The 20,218-nt window shown below is 64.4% G+C and carries 17 protein-coding genes and 1 riboswitch; of the genes, 15 read left to right on the forward strand and 2 right to left on the reverse strand.

Going from position 1 to position 20,218, the window contains the following annotated elements; translation table 11 throughout:
- Window positions 1–60 precede the first annotated feature (60 nt).
- From G6N25_RS09485 to G6N25_RS09555, 15 genes are all read left to right on the forward strand, one after another.
- Window positions 61–570 (forward strand): MarR family winged helix-turn-helix transcriptional regulator, encoded by a 510-nt coding sequence (locus G6N25_RS09485; RefSeq protein WP_083073010.1) that lies wholly within the window; start codon window positions 61–63, stop codon window positions 568–570.
- A 166-nt stretch (window positions 571–736) separates the two neighbouring features.
- Window positions 737–1,111 (forward strand): DUF732 domain-containing protein, encoded by a 375-nt coding sequence (locus G6N25_RS09490; RefSeq protein ID WP_158084850.1) that lies wholly within the window; start codon window positions 737–739, stop codon window positions 1,109–1,111.
- Window positions 1,112–1,190: 79 nt separating this feature from the next.
- On the forward strand, window positions 1,191–1,373 hold the full coding sequence (locus G6N25_RS09495; protein ID WP_142272514.1) for a hypothetical protein: 183 nt from the start codon (window positions 1,191–1,193) through the stop codon (window positions 1,371–1,373).
- 206 nt (window positions 1,374–1,579) lie between these two features.
- Window positions 1,580–1,640: riboswitch (Fluoride riboswitch) on the forward strand.
- A gap of 264 nt (window positions 1,641–1,904) precedes the next feature.
- Entirely contained in the window at window positions 1,905–2,915 is a 1,011-nt protein-coding gene (locus G6N25_RS24160) for a PPE family protein (protein ID WP_083073099.1), read from the forward strand.
- A 122-nt stretch (window positions 2,916–3,037) separates the two neighbouring features.
- The gene (locus G6N25_RS09505) at window positions 3,038–4,180 is read left to right on the forward strand and encodes a PPE family protein (RefSeq protein WP_083073012.1); all 1,143 of its coding nucleotides are present in this window, start codon (window positions 3,038–3,040) and stop codon (window positions 4,178–4,180) included.
- A gap of 350 nt (window positions 4,181–4,530) precedes the next feature.
- A complete protein-coding gene (locus G6N25_RS09510) occupies window positions 4,531–5,484 on the forward strand; it encodes a respiratory chain complex I subunit 1 family protein (protein ID WP_083073013.1) in 954 nt (317 codons plus the stop codon).
- Window positions 5,481–6,161: a hypothetical protein gene (locus G6N25_RS09515; RefSeq protein WP_083073014.1), complete on the forward strand. Its 681-nt coding sequence runs from the start codon at window positions 5,481–5,483 to the stop codon at window positions 6,159–6,161. The genes G6N25_RS09510 and G6N25_RS09515 overlap by 4 nt, the downstream gene beginning before the upstream one ends.
- Window positions 6,158–7,642 (forward strand): proton-conducting transporter transmembrane domain-containing protein, encoded by a 1,485-nt coding sequence (locus tag G6N25_RS09520; RefSeq protein ID WP_083073015.1) that lies wholly within the window; start codon window positions 6,158–6,160, stop codon window positions 7,640–7,642. The genes G6N25_RS09515 and G6N25_RS09520 overlap by 4 nt, the downstream gene beginning before the upstream one ends.
- A complete protein-coding gene (locus tag G6N25_RS09525) occupies window positions 7,639–9,171 on the forward strand; it encodes a hydrogenase large subunit (RefSeq protein ID WP_083073016.1) in 1,533 nt (510 codons plus the stop codon). Before G6N25_RS09520 ends, G6N25_RS09525 begins: the two co-directional genes overlap by 4 nt.
- Before the next feature lie 101 nt (window positions 9,172–9,272).
- Complete coding sequence (locus G6N25_RS09530; RefSeq protein ID WP_142272515.1) at window positions 9,273–9,527, forward strand: hypothetical protein; 255 nt, start codon at window positions 9,273–9,275, stop codon at window positions 9,525–9,527.
- 151 nt (window positions 9,528–9,678) lie between these two features.
- The gene (locus G6N25_RS09535; RefSeq protein ID WP_083073018.1) at window positions 9,679–10,899 is read left to right on the forward strand and encodes a sodium-dependent bicarbonate transport family permease; all 1,221 of its coding nucleotides are present in this window, start codon (window positions 9,679–9,681) and stop codon (window positions 10,897–10,899) included.
- 30 nt (window positions 10,900–10,929) lie between these two features.
- Window positions 10,930–11,463 carry an NADH-quinone oxidoreductase subunit B family protein gene (locus G6N25_RS09540; protein ID WP_083073019.1) on the forward strand — a complete coding sequence of 178 codons (534 nt, stop codon included), beginning with the start codon at window positions 10,930–10,932 and terminating at the stop codon, window positions 11,461–11,463.
- Window positions 11,460–13,481, forward strand: coding sequence for a proton-conducting transporter transmembrane domain-containing protein (locus tag G6N25_RS09545; protein WP_083073020.1), 2,022 nt, complete (start codon window positions 11,460–11,462; stop codon window positions 13,479–13,481). Before G6N25_RS09540 ends, G6N25_RS09545 begins: the two co-directional genes overlap by 4 nt.
- Before the next feature lie 496 nt (window positions 13,482–13,977).
- On the forward strand, window positions 13,978–15,708 hold the full coding sequence (locus G6N25_RS09550; RefSeq protein ID WP_083073021.1) for a SulP family inorganic anion transporter: 1,731 nt from the start codon (window positions 13,978–13,980) through the stop codon (window positions 15,706–15,708).
- 180 nt (window positions 15,709–15,888) lie between these two features.
- Window positions 15,889–17,127: an MFS transporter gene (locus G6N25_RS09555; protein WP_083073022.1), complete on the forward strand. Its 1,239-nt coding sequence runs from the start codon at window positions 15,889–15,891 to the stop codon at window positions 17,125–17,127.
- A gap of 23 nt (window positions 17,128–17,150) precedes the next feature.
- Here G6N25_RS09555 and G6N25_RS09560 read toward each other — a convergent pair whose 3' ends face one another.
- Together G6N25_RS09560 and G6N25_RS09565 are read right to left on the reverse strand one after the other, a co-directional pair.
- Window positions 17,151–18,563, reverse strand: coding sequence for a MutS-related protein (locus tag G6N25_RS09560; RefSeq protein ID WP_232065736.1), 1,413 nt, complete (start codon window positions 18,561–18,563; stop codon window positions 17,151–17,153).
- A 110-nt stretch (window positions 18,564–18,673) separates the two neighbouring features.
- Window positions 18,674–20,206 (reverse strand): MutS-related protein, encoded by a 1,533-nt coding sequence (locus G6N25_RS09565; protein ID WP_083073024.1) that lies wholly within the window; start codon window positions 20,204–20,206, stop codon window positions 18,674–18,676.
- Window positions 20,207–20,218: the final 12 nt, after the last annotated feature.

Below are 20,218 nucleotides of genomic sequence, written 5' to 3' on the forward strand. Positions count from 1 at the left end.
GTCGGCGTAGCAGTCGAAGTTCGTCGTGCAGTATGTGGTGGGCTGAGGGAAGATTTCGTCATGAGCGCCACACAACGCCGTCGCGTAGCTGCCGGTGCGGGGCCCTCGGCCGGCCAGATCGACGCCGTGCTGCGGGCATCGCGGGCACTCGTAGGTATTGCCGCCGGATCGATCGCTGAGGTGGACGGAGACGTGACCGTGCCGCAATTGCGGGTCCTGGTCATGGTGGCGACGGAGGGTCCGCTGAACCTGGCGGCGGTGGCCGCCGGTCTAGGTGTCAATGCGTCGAATGCCAGCCGCATCTGTGATCGCCTGATTCGGGCTGGTTTGCTTGACCGCCGGGACTTACCGGACGACCGGCGCCACATCAGGTTGAGTCTCACCGACGCGGGGAGCCGGCTGGTCAACAAGATGATGAAACATCGGCGCACCGCGATCGCCCGGGTGCTGCGTGACATGGCCCCCGACGATCGCGAACTGCTGGCGACGGCCCTCGACCGATTTGCGACGGCGGCAGGTGAGCCACTCGGCGACGACGCGGTCATGCTGATCTGGCCTGGCGGTCGATAGTCGGTCGCCTGCCCCGGGGCGGGGCTTTCCGACAAATCTTCTCCGAGACTCCATGCCGAGTTATACTTGCGTTTACGCAAACATTGCGTAAAGGTAAACAAGTTGGGGAGGCGGCATGCGTCGCTCCATATTGTTGGGCACCCGCATGGCAGCTGCCGCTCTGTGCGTGGCTTCATCAACCGCGATCGTCGCGCCGGTGTATGCCGCTCCAAGCACTCCCGGCAAGGAGGTCGCTTATCTGCGCACACTGGAACGCTTCGGGCTCCACCTAAGTCATGATGACACTTTCGCCCAGGGAGTGGCCGTTTGTCTGGTCTCCGAGGAGTCCGGGCGGACTCGCACCGACGTCATCGCGCAGGTCATGGGGATGCATCCCGAATGGAATCGGATCGACGCCCAGCACTTCGTCGGTGCCGCCGAGGAACGGTACTGCCCCGACAAGCTGTCGCCCGGTGCGCACTATCCCGTTTGCAGCCCGGATGAGACGTCGGCCGCCCCCTTCCGGACCGCGGATCTTCGTGAGGGCGGCCCACGGCCATGAAGCGACAGATCACCCGGGGATTACGAAACCGCTGCTGGCCCAGCGGATCGCAGCGAAACGCGCCATATGAGGTGTCGCGATGAGTGAACGACTGACCGCCGAGGTCAGGCAATTGGAAAACCGGTTGCGTCAACAGCTTAACCAGCCGCATTGCGCATCTCTAAGCCTGCGTGACGGTGTGGCGATTGTCGACCTGCTCGCCAAGATAGCCGCCGAGCTGGAGATACTGGAAGGCAAGCCGGACGGGCTGCTGGCATGGTGAGCAGCGAGGAACTCATGGCGAGGGGCCCTTGAAATGCCTTATTGGACATGTGTTCTCGCCTTGCGCGAAATGACCTTGGGGACTGCCGGCGGCGTTCCGCGAATTCGGCGCGTCCCGTATCCTGCTCTTATCATGGCGTGTCACAGCAGGATTCGCCGATAACTCGGCGCAATGTGTTGCGCTGACGCCGAACTGGCCGTTAACATCCCTGACAAGGCGATGAAGCTCGCCTTAACCGCCGAACCGGCTGATGGCTTCTACCCGTGGATGAGTCGGGTAGAAGGCGGTATGCGACAGTGGCATGGAGCCCAATCACCGGTGAGGTGATCGTTGGCCGTTTGCGGCCTAAGCACACGCAGTTGCGTCATGCGTCGCGGCATGAGCCTGCCGGTGCCGGAGTTTTGGCAGACACTCCAATACGCTTGCCGCACCTTCTCAATCACGCCTTCGCGCATGAGCCGAGCGCCGAGAACACGGCCGCCGCCGCGCCGGCCACCGGCGCGGCCGTCATTTGAGGGAGGGGTGCCGGTGCTGGATTTCGGAGCGTTACCCCCGGAGATCAATTCGGGCAGAATGTATTCCGGCCCCGGGTCGGGACCAATGGTGGCGGCCGCGACGGCCTGGGACGCGCTGGCTTCAGAGCTGTCTTCGGCCGCCGCAGGGTTCGGGTCCGTGATCGCGGAACTGACTGGCGGCCAATGGCTCGGTCCGGCATCGGTGTCGATGGTGAGGGCGGCGGCGCCGTATCTGGCGTGGCTACACGACACTGCGGCCCAGGCCGACCAGGCGGCCGCGCAGGCCAAGTTAGCCGCGGCGGCCTATGAGCTCGCGTTCGTGATGACGGTGCCGCCGCCGGTGATCGCCACTAACCGCAGTCTGTTGATGGCGTTGGTCGCGACGAACTTCTTCGGGCAGAACACTCCGGCGATCGCGATGACCGAGGCGCACTACACCGAGATGTGGATCCAGGACGCCGCCGCGATGTACGGATACGCCGGATCCTCGGCCACCGCAAGCAGGTTGACCCCATTCACCCGGCCACAGTCCGCCGCCGCATCGTCGGACCCGCCGTCGGCTTCGACCGCGCTGAGCGTTGGGCTGTCGGCCACGAAGTTTGTCAACGCGGCCGTTTCAAGCAGCAGCGCCGCGACGTCGGGGCATGGCATCTTCATCGCCGATGAGCGGCTCGCGTTTCAGGCCGCACGAGATCTGGACTCGCCGCCCGGGCCCGGCGGGGTTCTCGCGTCGGCGGCGCCCTTCCGGCTGGGCGGGCCAGACATCTCAGCGGCGATGGGCCGAGCTTCGCCGGTCGGATCGTTGTCAGCCCCACCCAGCTGGGCCGCCGCCGCTCCGGAAATCCGGCCGGTCGCGCTGGCATCACCCGATTCCGGAGGCGGCGTCGCCGCCGCCTCCGGTGATGCCCCGGCGGTCCCGGGTAACGCATTTAGCCAGACGGTCCTAGGAACCCTTTCCCGGAACGGTTTCGACGCGCGTCATCCGAAGAGTCGTCCAATCATTGTGCGTTCGCCGGCGGCCGGATAGGGCAGAAGGGAAGATCTCGGTGCGCAGAATCAACTCAATTTTACGGGCCGCGGTGGCGGCCAGCTGCACCAACCGACCGACACCAACGGAAACAACTCGGACTGAGAAAGGGGCTTGTTGACATGGACTTTGGAGCGTTCCCGCCGGAAATCAACTCGGCCAGAATGTATTCCGGCCCCGGATCGGGCCCCATGCTGGCCGCCGCCGAGGCCTGGGAGATGCTCGCCAGCGAGCTGAATTCATCCGCGGCCGCCTACCGGTCGGTTGTCGCCGGCCTGACCGTTGGCGGATGGCAGGGTCCGTCGTCGATCATGATGGCGGATGCGGTCGCGCCGTACCTGGCGTGGATGCACGGCACCGCCGCAGAAGCCGAGCACACCGCCGCCCGGGCTAAAGCGGCCGCAGCCGCCTACCAATCGACCTATGCGATAACGGTGCCCCCGCCACTTATCGCGGCCAACCGCAGCCAATTGGCATCGCTCGTCGCAAGCAACTTTTTCGGGCAGAACACCCCGGCGATCGCCGCCACCGAAGCCGCTTACGACGAGATGTGGGCCCAGGATGCCGCGGCCATGTACGGCTATGCCGCCTCGTCGGCAGCCGCGACACGGCTGACGCCGTTCAGCCACCCACCGCAAACCACCAACCCCGCTGGGCCGGCGGCACAGACCGCGGCCGCGAGCCAGGCGCCGACCACAGCCGGTCCACACCTACTCACCCAGTTACCCAATGCCTTGCAGCAACTCGCGGAACCCTCCGCGGCCGCCACCGCGGCGTCCCCGCTGTCGGCCACCGACGTCTTCAACGACACGGTGAGTTCCGCGAGCGGAGCCGCCTCCATTAGCAGCTCCTCGTTTGGTGGGGCCTCGATAGCAACGACGAATCACGCAATTGCGATCAGCGCCACACGCGATGTCGCTCAGGGGATAGGACCGTTCTTCGCGGGGTCGACCGGCCCACCGCCACCCGCGGCCCCTGGAAGCCTGGGCGGGCCGGCGGTTTCGGCGGTGCTGGGCCGGGCCAGCTTGGTCGGAACGTTGTCGGTGCCTCAAACCTGGGCCGCCACGGCCACTCCGCCGGTTAACCCCGCGGCGCTCACCTTGCCAAGCCCAGCTCCCGGGGCGGCTGCCGCGGCCTCCAACGGAATGGCGCCGGGCATGTTCGGAGAGGCACTCCTGGGCACGCTGGCCGGACGCGGTGTCAGCAACGTCGCCGCCAAGCTGCGCGCCACCAGCGTCGTACCCCGCTCACCGGCAGCCGGATGACACGAGCGGGGTGGCATCGGCACCGGGCGATGAACCTTCGGGTGGCTGCATTAATCCCTTCCGCACAAGGCACATTGCGCGGATAACACCGTTTCGGAACAGCTCCGCCGGGTAGAAGCCACCGGCGCCGTCGGTCGGGTCGACGGACCCGGAACTGCGTGCTTGGCAAAATACCCACGTTCGGGTGTTCACCGCCGGGGTATCTGTGTAAAGTTCGTGTAGATGCAGTAAGCGATGAAGCTCGCTAATGCACCGTTATCCGGTTGAAGTGGCCGGTTAGATGGCGCTGATGGCTTCTACCCGTGGGTCGTCGACATTCACGACCCCTGCCGAGAGGGTAGGAGCTGGCCATGGGCTGCGCCGTGCTTTTGCAGAGCCTGCAGAGCGTGGTGGTGATCGCGCTGGCCCCGCTGTACTCCGGGGCGTTGGCACGTGCCGAGGCGATCGTTGCGTCCAAGCGGGGCCCGAGCGTCGTGCAACCTTATCGCGACCTCGCGAAATGGCTCCGCAAGTCCAGCGCGATCAGCGATCAGGCTTCATGGGTCTTCCGCGGGGCGCCGTTCGTGGCGTTCGCGTGTTACCTGACCGTGTCGGCGATCGTTCCGATCATCACGAATGAGCCTTTGCCGCTTGCCTTCCTGGCCGATCTCATCGGCGGCGCGTTTGTGCTCACACTGGCATCGTTTGTGGTCTCACTGTCGGGCCTGGACACCGCCAGCCCGCTGGGCGGTTTGGGGGCGAGTCGAGCGAGCTGGATTGGCAGCCTCGCCGAGCCGGCACTCATCCTCGTCTTCTTCACTGTCGGAGCCGTATCGGCCTCGGACAACCCCTATTTGATGAATCACGCGGTGGCGGACTCGCCGTATGTCCTGGTGATGCCCACACACCTGCTGGGTACCGTGGCGTTCTTTCTACTTGTGCTGGTGGAAAACGGCCGCATCCCGATCGATAGTCCCACGGGCTCGATCGAGATCTCGATGATCGAGGAAGGCCGCACCCTCGAGTACTCAGGCCGGTCATATGCCCTGGTCAAGTGGGGAAGCTGGATGAAGCTTTTTCTCCTGTCATCGATATTCATGAACGTGTTCGTAATGCCTTGGGGACTCGGCAGTTCGGGCAGTATCGGCGGCGGCCTGTTGGCGATCCCGGTGTTGCTGGCCAAGCTGGCGATTTGCGGCCTGGTGATCGTCATCATCGATACGTCGTTTGCGAAGTTGCGATTCTTCCGGATCGCCGAATTTCTAGGCGCCTCATTTCTTCTGGCCTTGGTCGGTATCGCAACCTCATACGTGATCGGAGCATGAGCGTGGAGAGTCTGACCGCAACCTCGGATACGGGCTTGCTGCTTGACTTGTGTAGCGTGTTGATGCTGCTGTGCGCCTTTGCGTGCCTCGGCTCGAAGCTATTCAACCGGTACCTCACCTATTACGGCGCGCAGTCATGGCTGCTCGCGCTCGCTTGCGGCGTGGTGGCCTACGACTTCGGTCGCATCGAACTGTGGGTGCTGGCCGTCATCACCTTGGCCGTCAAGGGAATTGGGATCCCAGTAGCCGCGCGACGGCTACTCATCGAGCGGTTGGAACTCAAGCGCGACGTCGCGATGTCTACGGGACTATCGACGGCAATCATCCTCGGCGGTGCGCTGACCGCCTTCTCGTACTTGGTTATTCGACCACAGCTGTTACCCAAGGGGTTGGTGGCTTCCGCGGTGGTCCCGCTGTCGACCGCGATGATCCTCCTCGGCTGTGAAGTCATGGTTGTTCGCCGCCACACGGTCGCGCAGCTGATCGGCTGGCTGCTGGTCGAGAACGGGGTGTTCCTGGGCGCCATCACGTTGGTGGCCACATTCCCGTTCATCGTTGAGGCGGGGGTGTTCCTCGACATCGTCGCCGGTGTGCTCATCATGGTGGTTTTCGTCTCGGGTCTGACTCGCCAGCTCGCCGAGGCGAGTTCGGCCGAGCTGCGGGAGTTGCGGGGATGATGACACTCGTAATCGTCTTGGCCGTGCTGCCTCTGGCGACCACACTCGCGGCGATCGCCGGCGCGAATGCACGGCTGGCCGGCTATGCCGCCGTTGCCGCGGCCTGTGGGTCGCTCGCACTGTCGATCCGGCTGGTTTTCTGGATCGGCGACCACCATGTGCTGTCGGCCCTATCGGGCTTCATCTACGTCGACGGACTGAGCGCGTTCTTTTTGTTCACCGTGGCCGTGGTGGTCTTGCTTTCCTCACTCGGTTCGGCGGCCTATCTTCGGGCGCAAGAAAGTTCGGGGCACCTGAACTCCCTCCAGGTGCGTATCTACTTCGGGTTCTTTGGTGCGTTCGCGGCGCTGATGCTGGCGTCGCTGGGCACCGGCAATCTCGGGATGCTGTTCGTGCTGATCGAGGCGAGCACGCTGGCCAGCGCCGCGCTGGTGGGCTTGGAGGCGCAGTCAAGGTCGCTGGAGGCGGCGTGGAAGTACATCATCATCTCCTCGCTCGGCGTCACCATCGCGCTCGTTGGCACCATGTTCCTTTTCTATTCGGGCACGGGCCTGCCGCTGACCGACAACCTGAGGTTGACCTGGCCCTACTTGTTCCAGCACGCATCCGAATTGGCCCACCCCGCAGTAAAGCTGGCGTTCCTGCTCGCAGTGGTCGGCTACGGCACCAAGGTGGGACTGGCGCCGATGCACACGTGGCTGCCCGACGCACACTCGGAGGCGCCGAGCCCGACCAGCGCAATGCTTTCGGCGGCGTTGCTGAACACCGGGATGTACGCGATCATCCGCTTTCTGGCCATCGCGCGCATCGGCCTCGGTACGCACTACGTACAGGTGGTGATGCTTTCGTTCGGGTTCGCATCGGTCCTTGTAGGGGCGCTATTCCTGGTTACCACAACGAATTTCAAGCGCCTGTTCGCGTATTCATCGGTCGAGCACATGGGCATCATCGCGATCGCCCTCGGATTCGGCGGGCAACTCGGGCTCTACGGCGCGATGCTGCACACGCTCAACCATGCGATCGGCAAGGCGGTGTTGTTCCTCGCCAGCGGCGACGTCGTGCTCGCGTACCGCACCCGCGAGGCGCGGAAAGTCCACGGCCTGCTCACCACCCTCCCACTCAGCGGGACGGTGCTGATGCTTGCCACCTTCTCCATCCTCGGTTCGCCCCCGTTCGGGCTGTTTCTCTCGGAATTGACCATCGTGCGTGCGGGTTTCGCGGACGGCGGCTTGTGGTTGCCATTGGCGCTATTGCTACTTCTGGTGATCGCCTTCGTCGCATTCGCACGCCGGACCATGCCGATGATCGTCGGAGAACCGAGAGAACAATCCGGGGTTCGGCAACCCTATGCGACTGGTGAGCAGCGACTGCTCGCGGCGCTGCCCATCGTCGCCGGCATCGGCGCCTCGCTGGTGCTGGGCCTGTGGATTCCCACCGGATTGCACACCATGATCCTTCGATCGATCGGAGCGCTGACGTGAGCGCGACCGACGCCGGCACCTGGCAAGCCGCGCTGCCCGATCTCACACACGTAGTCCAAGAGGATCATGTTGTTCGCGTTACCGTCCCGATTGACGGGCTGCAGGACACCGTGCAAAAGCTCACCGCCAGCGCCCGCCTCGCCGACATGTTCGCAGACCAGGAAACCGGTCCGGATTCGGTCCTCCGGTTGATGTGGGCGTTGGATACCGATGCGCATCGTTACCTCCTGACCGAAACACTCTGTGCTACGGCTGAATACCCGTCGCTGTCCGTCGTCGAACCCGCCGCGTTCATCGAGGAATGCGAGATCTACGAGCAGTATGGGCTGCGCCCGGCCGGCGCCGGCCCGCTGAACCGCCTTGCGCTTCCACCCCATGCACAAGCCGACCTCCCGCGCCTGGGCCGACCGCCGATCCGTGAACCCGCCGACGTCCGCGCCCCCCACGCGGTCGGCGGAGCAGCGTTCGAATTTCCCGTCGGACCGGTGCGCGGGGCGGGCCTGGAGTCGCTCTACTACGGCCTCGTCACCAGCGGCGAGGAAGTGGTCGACCTCTACCTGTTCAGCTGGCACAAATATCGAGGCATCGAATGGCGTCTCGGGGGAATGCATCCCCGGCAAGCGCTATTCCTGGTTGAACGGGCAGAGGGCCTGTCAGCGGTCGCGCATGCCTGGGCGTTCGCCGCTGCGGTCGAGACAGCTCTTGGCGTCGCGGTCTCGTCCGCGGCGAGCCGAATACGTGGCGCGGCGTTGGAACTCGAGCGGATCTATAACCACGTGGCCGCGATCGCGGCGTTGTGCCAATCGACGGGTCTTTCCGTCGGGCAGGCGGCCACCGAAATCGTCCTCGAACGGCTCTTGCGGTTGAACGCACGATTCTTCGGACACCGGTACCTGTTCGGTGTCATCGACATCGGAGGGGTGACTCGCGCAGTCGATTTGATAGGACTCGGCTCCGAAATCGACTCGATATGTGCCGATTTGCGGCGCGTCACCGACGCGTTGAACAGCACCAATTCCTTCCTTGATCGTTTGGAGGCCACCGGCGTCATCACCACGACCCAGGCGCGTTCGCTCGGCCTCGTCGGCCCGGTGGCGCGTGCGAGCGGCGTCGCGATCGATACGCGCCACGATCATCGGCGGGCACCGCTTGATGACCATCTCGTCCGCGTCGCGGCCGCCAACGGCGGCGACGTGCGGGCCCGATACCAAGTGTTCCTAGCCGAAATCGAGGAGTCTTCGCGGCTCATCGATGAATTCGCCTTTTCCGCCTCCCGGTTCGGTAGGCCTCCACCGCTGCTTCCGCGGCGGGCCGGATCCGGACTCGGCTGGGCAGAGTCGTCGCGGGGTGAGGCCCTGGCGTGGGTCGAGCTCGACTCCGACGGGCGGATTCGCCGATGCAGGCTGCGGCCTGCGGCCGTGCGCAATTGGCGCGCCTTCGGCGATGCGGCGCGTTCGCAGAACGTATTTACCGATATTCCGATCATCGAAGCCAGCTTCTGGCTCACCGCGGCCGGGAGGGCTGGCTGATGGCGCTGTGGTTTCTTCGCGGATTGCGCCAAGGCGTCATCACGACTCATTATCCGAGGGGCGGGCCGGAACCCTGGACACGTGATCTGCCCACTCCGCCGATGTTTGACGCATCGCTGATGGATGCCGACGTGGCTGACCGGCTGGTCGCGATCTGCCCCAGTTCCGCGCTGCGACGCGACGATCACGTGTTGGTCTACGACGTCGGCGCCTGCACCGCCTGCGGCCGCTGTCTGGCCGCGGCGCCCGATGCGCTGCGGCCCAGCGGCGTTTTCGAGCTGGCCGCCACCTTCCGCGACCAGCTGATCAAGCGCATCAGGTTGCGTGAATCGCCGACGCCGGAGGGAATCTCGTGAGGGAAGCGATGGCCATGTCGCCCGGCGACGCGCGGAGCCTCTGCGGTTACCGCGGCGGGATCCAAGCGGCTTTCGGCGGAGGGCCATGACGTGATATTCGGCTTGGCACTGAGGAATTGCTAACTTCCGGCAGCAACTATAGGAGCGATCGATGCTTTACGAGTTCTGGCAGAACTTCACCCACAACTTGTTCAAGCCGCTGCTGTTGTTCTTCTACTTCGGGTTCCTGATCCCGATCCTGAAGGTGCGCGTCGAATTCCCGTACGTGATCTACCAGGGTCTCACCATGTACCTGCTGCTGGCCATCGGCTGGCACGGCGGCGAAGAGCTCGCCGAGACCAACCCGTCGAACATCGGACGCATCGCCGGATTCATGGTGGTGGGCTTCGCCCTGAATTTCCTCATCGGTATCGTCGCCTATTTCTTCCTCAACCACATGACCGCAATGCGGCGCATCGACCGGGCGACGGTCGCCGGCTATTACGGATCGGACTCCGCGGGGACCTTTGCCACCTGCGTGGCCGTGCTCACCAGCATCGGCGTGGCCTTCGACGCCTATATGCCGGTCATGCTGGCCGTCATGGAGATTCCCGGCTGCCTGGTGGCACTGTATTTGGCGGCTCGACTGCGCACCCGGGGAATGGACGCGGCAGGGAACATGCCGGGCGAGGTCGGCTATACCGCGCCGGCAACCGCCGGGGAGGGGCCCGGTACTGCCGTGCGGCCCGCTCACGGCCAAAGCCTGGACGCCCGGCACGAGCTTGAGGTCGGGCGCGAGCGGGACATCTCCCTGGAAAGACGCGAGCATCCCGAGGAGTCTCCAGGCGGAGATGACGCGACGCGCCACACCACCAAAGCCATGCTCAGGGAGGTCTTCCTCAATCCTGGGCTCGGTCTGCTGATCGGCGCCGTCATCGTCGGCTTCATCAGTGGCCTGCAGGGCCAGAAGGTCGTTCACGACGACGACACCTTCTTCGTGTCGGCATTCCAGGGCGCGCTCTGCCTGTTCTTGCTCGAGATGGGCATGACGGCTTCCCGCAAGTTGCGGGACTTGCGATCGGCGGGCCTCGGTTTCATCTTCTTCGGCCTGCTGGCACCGAATATCTTTGCGACACTGGGGATCGTCGTCGCACACACCTATGCGTACGTCACCCATAGTGCGTTCAGGCCCGGAACTTACGTGCTGTTCGCGGTGCTGTGCGGCGCGGCGTCCTACATCGCCGTCCCGGCTGTCCAGCGGCTGGCGATCCCCGAGGCCAGCCCGAGCCTGCCCCTGGCCGCCTCACTGGGTTTGACGTTTTCCTACAACGTCACCATCGGCATTCCGCTCTATATCGAGATAGCCCGGATCGTGGGCCAGTACTTTCCGTGACGCAAACCGTAAAGGCAGGAGGGGCTTCTCATGATCGAAGCGACAGGCGCGGCACCACCGGACCCGATGACGGACGAAGACACCGGGCCGGCCGCGGAGGAGCTGCGCCACAGCGTTCGCGAGATGTTCCGGCGCAGCTTGCATATCCGCACCGTCGACACGGGCTCTTGCGCGGTGTGCGAACAGGAAATTCGGCTGCTCACCGCGCCGCACTACGATCTGCACCGCCTGGGATTCTTTTTCACCCCGGCCCCGCGTCACGCCGACATCCTCATGGTGACCGGGCCGGCCGTGCGAGCGTTCGACGTGGCGTTGCGCAAGGCCTACGACGCCATGCCCGAACCCAAGCTCGTGATGGCCGTCGGCGCGTGCGCGCTGGGCGGGGTATATCCCGAAGACCCGATCGTGCACGGTGCGCTCGACGCCGTGTTGCCCGTCGACGTGTATGTGCCCGGCTGCCCGCCCAGTCCGATGGCGCTGCTACAGGGGCTCCTGGTCGCGGTGGATCGGCTGGCCGAGAAAGTGTCCGCGCTGTCGTTCACAGACGAAGGTGGTTCGCCGTGACCGACTTGGTCCTGCTCGAAAGCGCCGCGTTGCTGTGGGTGGCCGCCGCGGTGGCTGCGTTCATTTCGATGCGTGGCTCGAAATGGATTCCGCCCGCCCTGGGCGGTGTGGGCGGCTTGGCCGCGCTCGTCGGTGGGATCGAGCTGTTGCTCGCGGACGCCGGTCCGGTGTCGAAGACGGTGGGCGGCAACGACGTAGTCGGCGCTATAACGCTTCGGCTGACGCCGCTCGCGGGCGTCTTTGTCGCGGTGCTGGGCGCCGTATCGATCGGAATCGCCTGCTATGCACCGCGATACCACGCCAGGGGGCGGGGGACGTCACTGTACCTGGCGGCCTACCATCTCGCGCTGCTGGCCACGCTCACCGTGCTGATCGCCGGGACGGTTGTCGTATTTCTCGTGGCGTGGGAGTCGATGGCCTTGTTGTGCTATCTCATGATCTTGCGCCATCAACGCCGCGACGGGGTCGCCGTGGGCGCATTCTGGTTCCTTGCGCTGTCCGAGATCGGCTTTGGATTGATTATTGCGGCCTTCGTACTTCTTGCCGCCCACGCGGGCAGCACGGATTTCGCCGTCATCGCGGCCCGGTCCGGGCGCATCTCGCACGGGACCCGCGACGCGATCTTCCTGTTGGCACTGACGGGTTTTGGATTCAAGGCCGGTCTGGTGCCGCTGCATGTGTGGCTGCCCGAAGCGCACCCCGTGGCCCCCGCCGACGGTTCCGGCTTCTTGTCCGGGATGGTGGTCAAGCTGGGCGTCTACGGCATCCTGCTGTTCACCGCCGAGCTGCTGAAAACGGGCCCGGCATGGTGGGGCCTGGTCACCATGGGGATAGGTGCCCTCACCGCGGTGCTTGGCATCCTCTACGCGCTTACCGAGCGCGATATCAAGAAGTTTCTCGCCTATTCGACGATCGAGAACGTGGGAGTTATTGCTATCGCCATTGGAGCCGGGATGACCTTCACCTCGTACGGCCAACCCATGTTGGGCGCGTTCCTGCTGCTGGCCGCGTTGTATCACGTTGCTAACCATGGGCTTTACAAGACGCTACTGTTCTTGGAGGCCGGGGTGATCGAGCATGCCACCGGCACTCGCGACATGGATCGGCTCGGCGGCCTGATTCACCGGCTGCCACGCACCGCGGTGATCAGCATGATCGGCACCCTCGGAATCGCAACGCTACCGCCGCTGAACGGATTCGTGTCGGAATGGCTGATCTTCCAGGGGCTGTTTCAGGGTTTCCGCATACCGAGCCACTTGGTAGGCATCCTGATCGTCGTGGCCGCCGCCTGTCTGGGGCTCACCGGAGGCCTGGCCGTGTGCGCCTTTGTCCGCGCGTACGGCATCCCCTTCCTGGGTATGCCACGCACCAAAGACGCCGCCGGCGCCGAGGAATCGGGGCAGCCCGTGTTCGGGGCGGGATTTTTGGCTGCGGGCTGTGTCGCGCTCGGTGTCGGCGCGCCGCTGGTGATCGCGGCGATCGGGCGTGCTGTCCACACCGTTACCGCGGTAGATCTACTGCCGCGGGTGTTGATCGATAAATTGACCATTATTCCGGCGAACACAGACTTTTCGGCGTTCTCCCCCACCTACCTTGCGGCGTTCCTGGTGCTTGTCTTGATCGTTCCGGTGGTCATCCACGCGGTCGGACGCCCCAAAGCGCCCAGCCGTCGGACACCGGTATGGGACGGTGGGATCGTTGCGTTCAAGCCCCGAATGCAGTACTCGGCCATGACATTTGCCGCACCCGTGCGGGTGACCTTCGATCGCCTCTATCAACCGACGGTCACCGTGGGGCGGGCGTCCGACGAACCGGCCGGGCGTTCCGGGCCGGTGCACTACGAAGCCGAGGTCACACCGCTGTTCCAGCGATACTTGTATCGTCCGATCGCGGGCGCCGTGCAATACTGCGCGCGTCTTGTCACTCCCATCCAATCGGGCGATGTCAACTTGTACCTGCTCTACGTATTTCTCGTCGTCCTCCTGGCTTACCTGCTCGGTGCGCTGGACGGCCGGTGATGGTGGGCCCCGGCGCTGCCCGTGGTGCCGCGTTAGATCTGATCGGCGCCACCGCCACGGCGATGTTGTGTTAAATTTGGATCCGAACGTAATAAGCGATGGGGCTCGCTCTACGCACTGTTGTCCGGTTGATCCGGCCTAGACGGTGCTAATGGCTTCTACCCGTGGGTTGTCGACGCACGCGACCCACCGTGACAGGGTAGGAGCTGGTCATGCGGACCGCTGCATTCTCGCGGATCTTGCGCCGTCTCGTGCCGGATTCCGGCGCGCGGGCTCGTTCCAAGCCTCTACGTCTTCCTCCTCGTCCTCGTTACTCCTCCGCTCGGCGCGCGGGGCCGCCGACGGCGTTGGTCGGATCGGTCCGAACCGTCTGCGCCGCAAGGAGATCGGGCGGCCACTCGCTGGGCTTGGCGATGGGGGCACGACTCGGTCGGCGCCGACGAGACGGTCGAGCGGCTGCCCCCTCGGGTTTTCTTGACACCAAAGGGGCTCACCCATGTCAGAGGATCTAACCGCTCCAATCGAAAAGCCCCGCAACGGCTTGGCCGGTCTCAGACACTGGCGCTATGACCTTCGCTCGGGTTTCACGGTGGCCATGATCTCGCTGCCGTTTTCGATGGGAATCGCGATCACCTCGGGCGCGCCGCCCATCTGCGGGATCATGTCGGCGATCATCGCCGGTTTCATCCTGCCGTTCCTGGGCGGCTCGTATGTGACGATCAGCGGCCCGGCCGCGGGACTGGCGCCGGCCCTGTTCGCCGGCATGATCACGCTGGGACACGCTCGCCTGGGCCGAGACGCCCCGAAATCCGAGTTGCTGGCGGTGGGATACCCTCTGGTCCTGGTTGCCATCGCCCTCGCGGGCGTGTTGCAAGTGGTCCTTGCCAAGTTGAAGGTGGCCCGCCTCAGCGCCATCTTCCCGGCCTCGGCCATCCACGGCATGCTGGCGGCGATCGGCCTGATGATCATCGTCAAGCAGGTCCCGCTCTTCATGGGAGTGAAGTTCGAGGCCCACGAATTCTGGGCGGTCCTCGCCGAAGTGCCTCGCCATGTCGAGTCGATGAACAACGGGGTCTTTGACCTCGGAATCGGTTGCCTGATAGCACTCTTCGTGCTGTCGGCCCTGCCCGGGCGGCTGCTGAAGATCATGCCGCCGCCGGTCTGGGTGTTCGTTGCCGGCACGGTCGTCAGCACATTCATCCTGAGGTTGGCCAAGCCCTACCTGATCGACGTGCCCGATCCGCTCAAGCACGGGGTCGTCCTACCCCAGTTCGGTGATGCGTTCACCCACGCCGCGCTGTTGCTGCCCCTGGCCTACCTGGTCGTCACCCTGCTGTTGATCGACGGGACCGAGTCCCTGGCGACGATCGCCGCCGTGGACAAAATCGACACCTTTCACCGCCGGTCCGACCCGGACCAGACCTTGCTGGCCATGGGCGTTTCCAACGGCGCCTCCAGCCTGCTCGGTGGCTTGACCATCATCCCCGGGATCGTCAAGAGCACGGCGAACATCCTGGCCGGCGGCCGGACCCAGTGGGCCAACTTCTACAACGCCTGCTTCCTATTGACGTTCCTGCTGCTCGGGCGCCGCCTGATCGACATGGTCCCGATGGCGGTCCTGGCCGCCATCCTCGTCTTCATCGGGTACAAACTGTGTAAGCCCTCGGTGTGGCTCAACGTCGCCCGGGTCGGGACGGACGAGTTCGTCATCTTCGCCACCACGGTCTTCGTGACCGTGACGACGGACCTGCTCATCGGCATCGGCGCCGGCATCGTCCTCAAGCTGCTGTTGAACCTGTGGTATGTGGGCCTGTGGCACACCCTGCGCAACGGCCCGGAATTCGCCAAGCCGAATTTTGCCGTCCGCTTCCTGAGCCTCTTCCGCAATCCGGTGTCCCAACGGGAATTGGATAACGACACCTATCACCTGTACCTGGACGGTCCGCTGGTGTGTTTCAACCTGTTCCACGTGATCCGGGAGCTGGGGCAGCTTCCGGATGGCATCAAGACGGTGTACCTGCACCTAAGCTCGCGGGTGCCCCTCATCGACCACACGACAGGCGAGGTTCTCAGCCATTTCCTGGAGGAGTTCAGCGGCCAAGACCGGAGTCCGAAGCTGGTGATCGAGGGATGGGACCACATGCGGCCCCTGTCCAAGCATGAGACAAGCACCCGCATCGGCCTGGCCAGCGTCGAGGAATTGGGAGGTGCTCAACCAACGGACTGATCCTTCTCGGGTGGAATGGTAACTGGGCCATAGCGACATGGTGATGATGAGAGGATGTGGCACCGATGGCTACCGCTGATCCACGCCCTATGGAGCACGAACGGTTGGGTGAGCATCGGTGGTTGTGTCGTTCACACAGGAGTGGCGCACCTTGCCTAACATTGTGGTTATCTCCAAGCTATGACCGCTGACGCCAGTGACGGTGATGGCGTCGACGAGGAAACCGAGCGGAAGTGGCTCACCCCCGGCGTCGGTGCCGTGGGAGCAGCGAGCTTCTTTTCAGATACCGGTCACGAGATAACGACATCGGTCCTGCCGTCGTTCCTCACCGGCACGCTGGGCGCATCGGCGGCGGCGCTCGGCGTAATCGATGGAATCAGCGACGCTTTGATCGGTGTGATGAAGCTCGTCGGTGGCCCACTTGCCAACGATCCCGATAAAAGGGGAAGAACCGCGTCGGGTGGTTATCTCGGCACGGCGTTGGCCACCGGCGCCATCGGTGCGGCCGCGACGGTGTGGCAGGCCGGGGTGCTGCGCGCTCTTGCTTGGTTGTCCCGTGGGTTACGGTCGCCGGCGCGCGACGCCCTGCTGGCCTCGCTGAGCCCGACGTCGGCGCACGGGCGGGCGTTCGGGCTCGAACGTGCCGGCGACAATGCGGGCGCGGTGCTGGGTCCCGTACTCGCCGCCGGGTTGGTGGCGTGGCTGGGTGTTCGGCCGGCGCTGTACCTGGCCGCTATCCCAGGCCTTTTCGCGGCGGTGGTGATCGTCGTGGCCGCCCGAGAGTCCCGCAAGCGAGTCCATGCCGATGGCGAATCGGTGCGCCGACGATTCGAGTTCGAAGCATTGCGTGACGCCGGCATGTTGCGGGCTTTGCTGCCGGTGGCGATGTTCGAGTTCGGCAACCTCGCAACGACGCTGTTGATCCTGCGTGCGACGCACTTGCTGAGCTCGCCACACCGCACGGCGACCGCCGCGGCCTCGCTTGCGATCCTCATCTATGCCGCGCACAACGTGGTCGCCGCGGCGGCGTCCCTGGCCGCCGGGCGGTGGTACGACCGGGCCGGGCCGCGCGCGGTATTCGCGACGGGCGCGGCCGTTTACGTCATCGCCTACGGCATTTTCGCGGCCGGTAGCCACAGCGCATTCGTCGTCGCGGTGGGCTTCGCGCTGGCTGGGGCCGGTATCGGATTTGCCGAGCCGACTCAGTCGGCCGTAATTTCCCAGCTCCTTCCAGATCCGCTGCGCGGCTCCGGGTTCGGCGTTCTGGGGGCCGTTCAGGCCGTCGGCGACCTGGTGGCGACGGTCGTGGCAGGTGTGCTCTACACCGTGGTCTCGCCCGCGGCGGCTTTCGGGTACGCGGCCGTGTGGATGGCGGTTGCGGTTGTCGCCGCGGGCATGTTGCGGCCGGCGCAACGATAGACGAGCCGCCCGCCCCGGCCGAATCAGCCGGCTCCGACGGGCTCGCAACCGTTTGGTGCGGCCGCAAATACCCGCCGAAACGAGTCCTCGCCATAGCTGGTGGGTTCGGGCTGCGCAGGTTTCAGGCGGAAAGTCCGCACACCGTCGGGGCGACGTTGGGCGCGCAGGAATAAATCGGCGGGGTCGTCTCGCGCGCTCAGACTGTGAGCAAGGTCGTACAGATGTGTCACAAAGACGACCTTGACCCCGCTTTCGACCATGGCGCGCACCACGTCTCGCGCGATCTGTGATCCTTCGCGCTCGTTGGTCGAGGCAAACGACTCATTGCACAGCAGCAGCGACGCCGAGCCGACGAACTCCGCGATCTCACTCATGCGGGCAAGCTCCTCGTCGAGCTTGCCGTGCGTAAGGCTGGCATCCTCTTCCCGCTTGAAATGCGTGAAGACGGCGTCGCGGACATTGGCGCGAAACGATGTCGCGGTCACGAACATGCCGGCTTGCATCATGACCTGTGCGGTGCCCACGCTGCGCAAGAACGTCGACTTCCCGCCCTCGTTGGCTCCAGTGATGACGATCAACGACTTCGCCTCGGCGTCAATGTCATTGCCGGTAACAGGTTTGCCACTGGTCAGGCACAGTGCCACGTCGCGCAGGTCGCGGCAGCCGAATTGTGGTGGGCCGATTGGTGTGGGGATCGGAAGACAGGTGGGCACACCGGCTTCGGTGAGCCGCTCATGAAGGTTCACACAGCCCAAATAAAAACCCAGTTCGGTCCGTAACCGCCCAAAGAACGCTTGGACGTGGTCCGCGGATTGGGTGACGGTATTCGCGATGTCGTTGATTGCACGCCCGGCCAACTCGGTGAGGGCTTGAGCGCCGGCCTCGTCCCGGGCATCGACGACAAAACCACAGGAACCGTTGCGGTTTCCGGTCAGTTTGTCCCACCAACTGCGCTGCGGCGGCTGGTGAAGCCGATAGCCCGCCCCCTTGTTGCCGAGCCCGAGCTGAGCGCTGAGTAGCACGCCCCGCGGAAGCTGCAATTCGCCGAGGTCCGCGTCGAGTTGCTCCAGGTACTCATCGCTGAGTTGGTCGTCGATCATCGCCAACAGCTGCCGAAATCCCGGCGAGCTGAATCCCTTGGCGTGCTCGTCGCAGAGGCCGCGCAGTTGTCGAAGGTTGATGGCGAGCAGTTCAAGGATCCGTACCGAGCGGCGCAGGATGGCCTCGGGGTTGCGGGACATCAATCCCCCGAGGAACACCTTGCGCCGCACCTCGACGCCGTCGACCGCGACGCCATACATCTGCCGCACCACACCACGATTGGCCAGACAATCGGACAGCACCTGCTGTCGGTAGACGATGACGTCGGGGTCGATGACGGTCAGCGGCACCACCTTTTTGGCGGTCTCGAACAAGAACTCGTCGTCAGCGGCCATCGCCCGGTAGACCCGCGGAAGCTCGAGATCCTTGTCGACGAGATCCTGCAGTTGCCAGGGCAGTCGTGGCGCCAGGTCGGGGTCGTGTTCGGGATGTAGTAGTCGAACTTTCATTGGCTGATCCTCTGCCTTAGGACGTTGTAGCTGAGGCCGTACTTGTCGGCCAACGCGGCGGCGTAGGCCAGACCGTCGGCGGGCCGGCGAGTGAACGTGAATGTCCGCCGGGTGGGATCGTCGTCCGCCACGTCGCCGACCATACTCACGCACACCGGATCCAGCGCGGACAGCTCGTCGAGGAAGCTGACATAGACTGCGACGCAGTGCAGCTGGATGATTCGTTCGAGCACCTCTCGGCCGATGAGCAGGGCATCGTTGACCGTGGTGGACGAAAAGCTCTCGTTCATGACGATGATGCTCGCATCGGTTGCGCGCGAAAGGATGTCATGGATGCGCACCAACTCGTCGTCGAGTTTGCCGTGCAACGTCGAGAGGTCCTCCTGCCGTTCGAAATGCGTGTAGATCTGGTCGGGCAACGTCAGTCTGGCGGCACCGGCAGGTATCGGGCAGCCGATTGACGCGAGGTAGGCGCATTGGCCGATGGTTCGGGCGAAGGTCGTCTTACCACCCTGGTTCGGGCCGGTGATCACGAATATTCGCTCGGATTCCGACAGATAGAAGTCGTTGGTGACGGGGCGGCTTTCGCCTTCCGCGGTGTTGATCACCAGCGCCAGGTCGAAGGCGCCCTGCACGTCCACGACGCCCGGCTCATCGGTGACGTCTGGGTAGCTGAACGCCAGTCCGGCCGCGGTGAAGCGCCTGATGAACGCGAGATAGGACAGGTAGAACCGGATTTCGTGTTCGAATCGGGCGATGGCGGGGTCGATGAACTGTTCGTGCCGGCTACAGAAGTTGTCGAGCAGCGCGAAGGACTCGGGATGGAGTTTGGCTACGCATTCGAGAATCCGCTCCTCGACGTGGTTCATGTCTTTGAAATCCGGGAGGGCGACGTGGTAGTCCTTGCTGACTTCGGTGGCGAAACGTTCGAACGTGGCGGTGACCTCGGAGCTGTAATCTGTTTGTTCGCCGAACTTCTCGACATTGACCCGAAGACCGTCGACGTGCACGCAGTAGCGGATCGCGTGCAGCTGCTCGCGGACCGCTTCGGTGTCTGCTACCAGCCGCTTGAAAACGTCGCCGTCGACGTAGCGCCTCACGTGGTCGGCGAAGTCACGCAACCCCCGAGAACGCGGTTGGACGTATGTGAGACCGTCGCCCAGCAGCGCGACCGCGTGGCAATAGGTTTCGATTGCGGCAACCAGCCAGCCCTGTTTCTGTAGCCGATGCCACGCGTTCCGGGCCACGTGAAGCCGACTTCGTACGGTGCGCATGCCGTCAACGAAATTCTGTACCGGTGCCCGTGTTTCATCGTCTTCGAGATCGCGGAATACCTGCTGGCGGTACTCGACGACCGACGGTTGCCGTTGGGGCGCGTAGAAGATACGTGCGAGATCACTCCCACCGTATCCGGCCGTCACCGCGCCGATGACCTGGTCGAGATACAGGTCGGCGAAACAGTCCGGCGGTGTGTCGGTACCGATGATGCTGCCGGCCCGGGGATCAAGGATGCTGGTAAAGCTCGCCATCTCGGATTACCC

It is taken from the genome of Mycobacterium heidelbergense (assembly GCF_010730745.1).
GTDB classification, from domain to species: domain Bacteria; phylum Actinomycetota; class Actinomycetes; order Mycobacteriales; family Mycobacteriaceae; genus Mycobacterium; species Mycobacterium heidelbergense.

What these genes read in the sequence shown, in the direction of transcription:
- G6N25_RS09485 (WP_083073010.1), top strand. Translation starts at nt 61, where the DNA reads ATGAGCGCCACACAACGCCGTCGCGTAGCTGCCGGTGCGGGGCCCTCG.
- G6N25_RS09495 (WP_142272514.1), top strand. Translation starts at nt 1,191, where the DNA reads ATGAGTGAACGACTGACCGCCGAGGTCAGGCAATTGGAAAACCGGTTG.
- G6N25_RS09505 (WP_083073012.1), top strand. Translation starts at nt 3,038, where the DNA reads ATGGACTTTGGAGCGTTCCCGCCGGAAATCAACTCGGCCAGAATGTAT.
- G6N25_RS09510 (WP_083073013.1), top strand. Translation starts at nt 4,531, where the DNA reads ATGGGCTGCGCCGTGCTTTTGCAGAGCCTGCAGAGCGTGGTGGTGATC.
- G6N25_RS09515 (WP_083073014.1), top strand. Translation starts at nt 5,481, where the DNA reads ATGAGCGTGGAGAGTCTGACCGCAACCTCGGATACGGGCTTGCTGCTT.
- G6N25_RS09520 (WP_083073015.1), top strand. Translation starts at nt 6,158, where the DNA reads ATGATGACACTCGTAATCGTCTTGGCCGTGCTGCCTCTGGCGACCACA.
- G6N25_RS09530 (WP_142272515.1), top strand. Translation starts at nt 9,273, where the DNA reads ATGTTTGACGCATCGCTGATGGATGCCGACGTGGCTGACCGGCTGGTC.
- G6N25_RS09535 (WP_083073018.1), top strand. Translation starts at nt 9,679, where the DNA reads ATGCTTTACGAGTTCTGGCAGAACTTCACCCACAACTTGTTCAAGCCG.
- G6N25_RS09540 (WP_083073019.1), top strand. Translation starts at nt 10,930, where the DNA reads ATGATCGAAGCGACAGGCGCGGCACCACCGGACCCGATGACGGACGAA.
- G6N25_RS09550 (WP_083073021.1), top strand. Translation starts at nt 13,978, where the DNA reads ATGTCAGAGGATCTAACCGCTCCAATCGAAAAGCCCCGCAACGGCTTG.
- G6N25_RS09555 (WP_083073022.1), top strand. Translation starts at nt 15,889, where the DNA reads ATGACCGCTGACGCCAGTGACGGTGATGGCGTCGACGAGGAAACCGAG.
- G6N25_RS09560 (WP_232065736.1), bottom strand. Translation starts at nt 18,563, where the DNA reads ATGGCCGCTGACGACGAGTTCTTGTTCGAGACCGCCAAAAAGGTGGTG.
- G6N25_RS09565 (WP_083073024.1), bottom strand. Translation starts at nt 20,206, where the DNA reads ATGGCGAGCTTTACCAGCATCCTTGATCCCCGGGCCGGCAGCATCATC.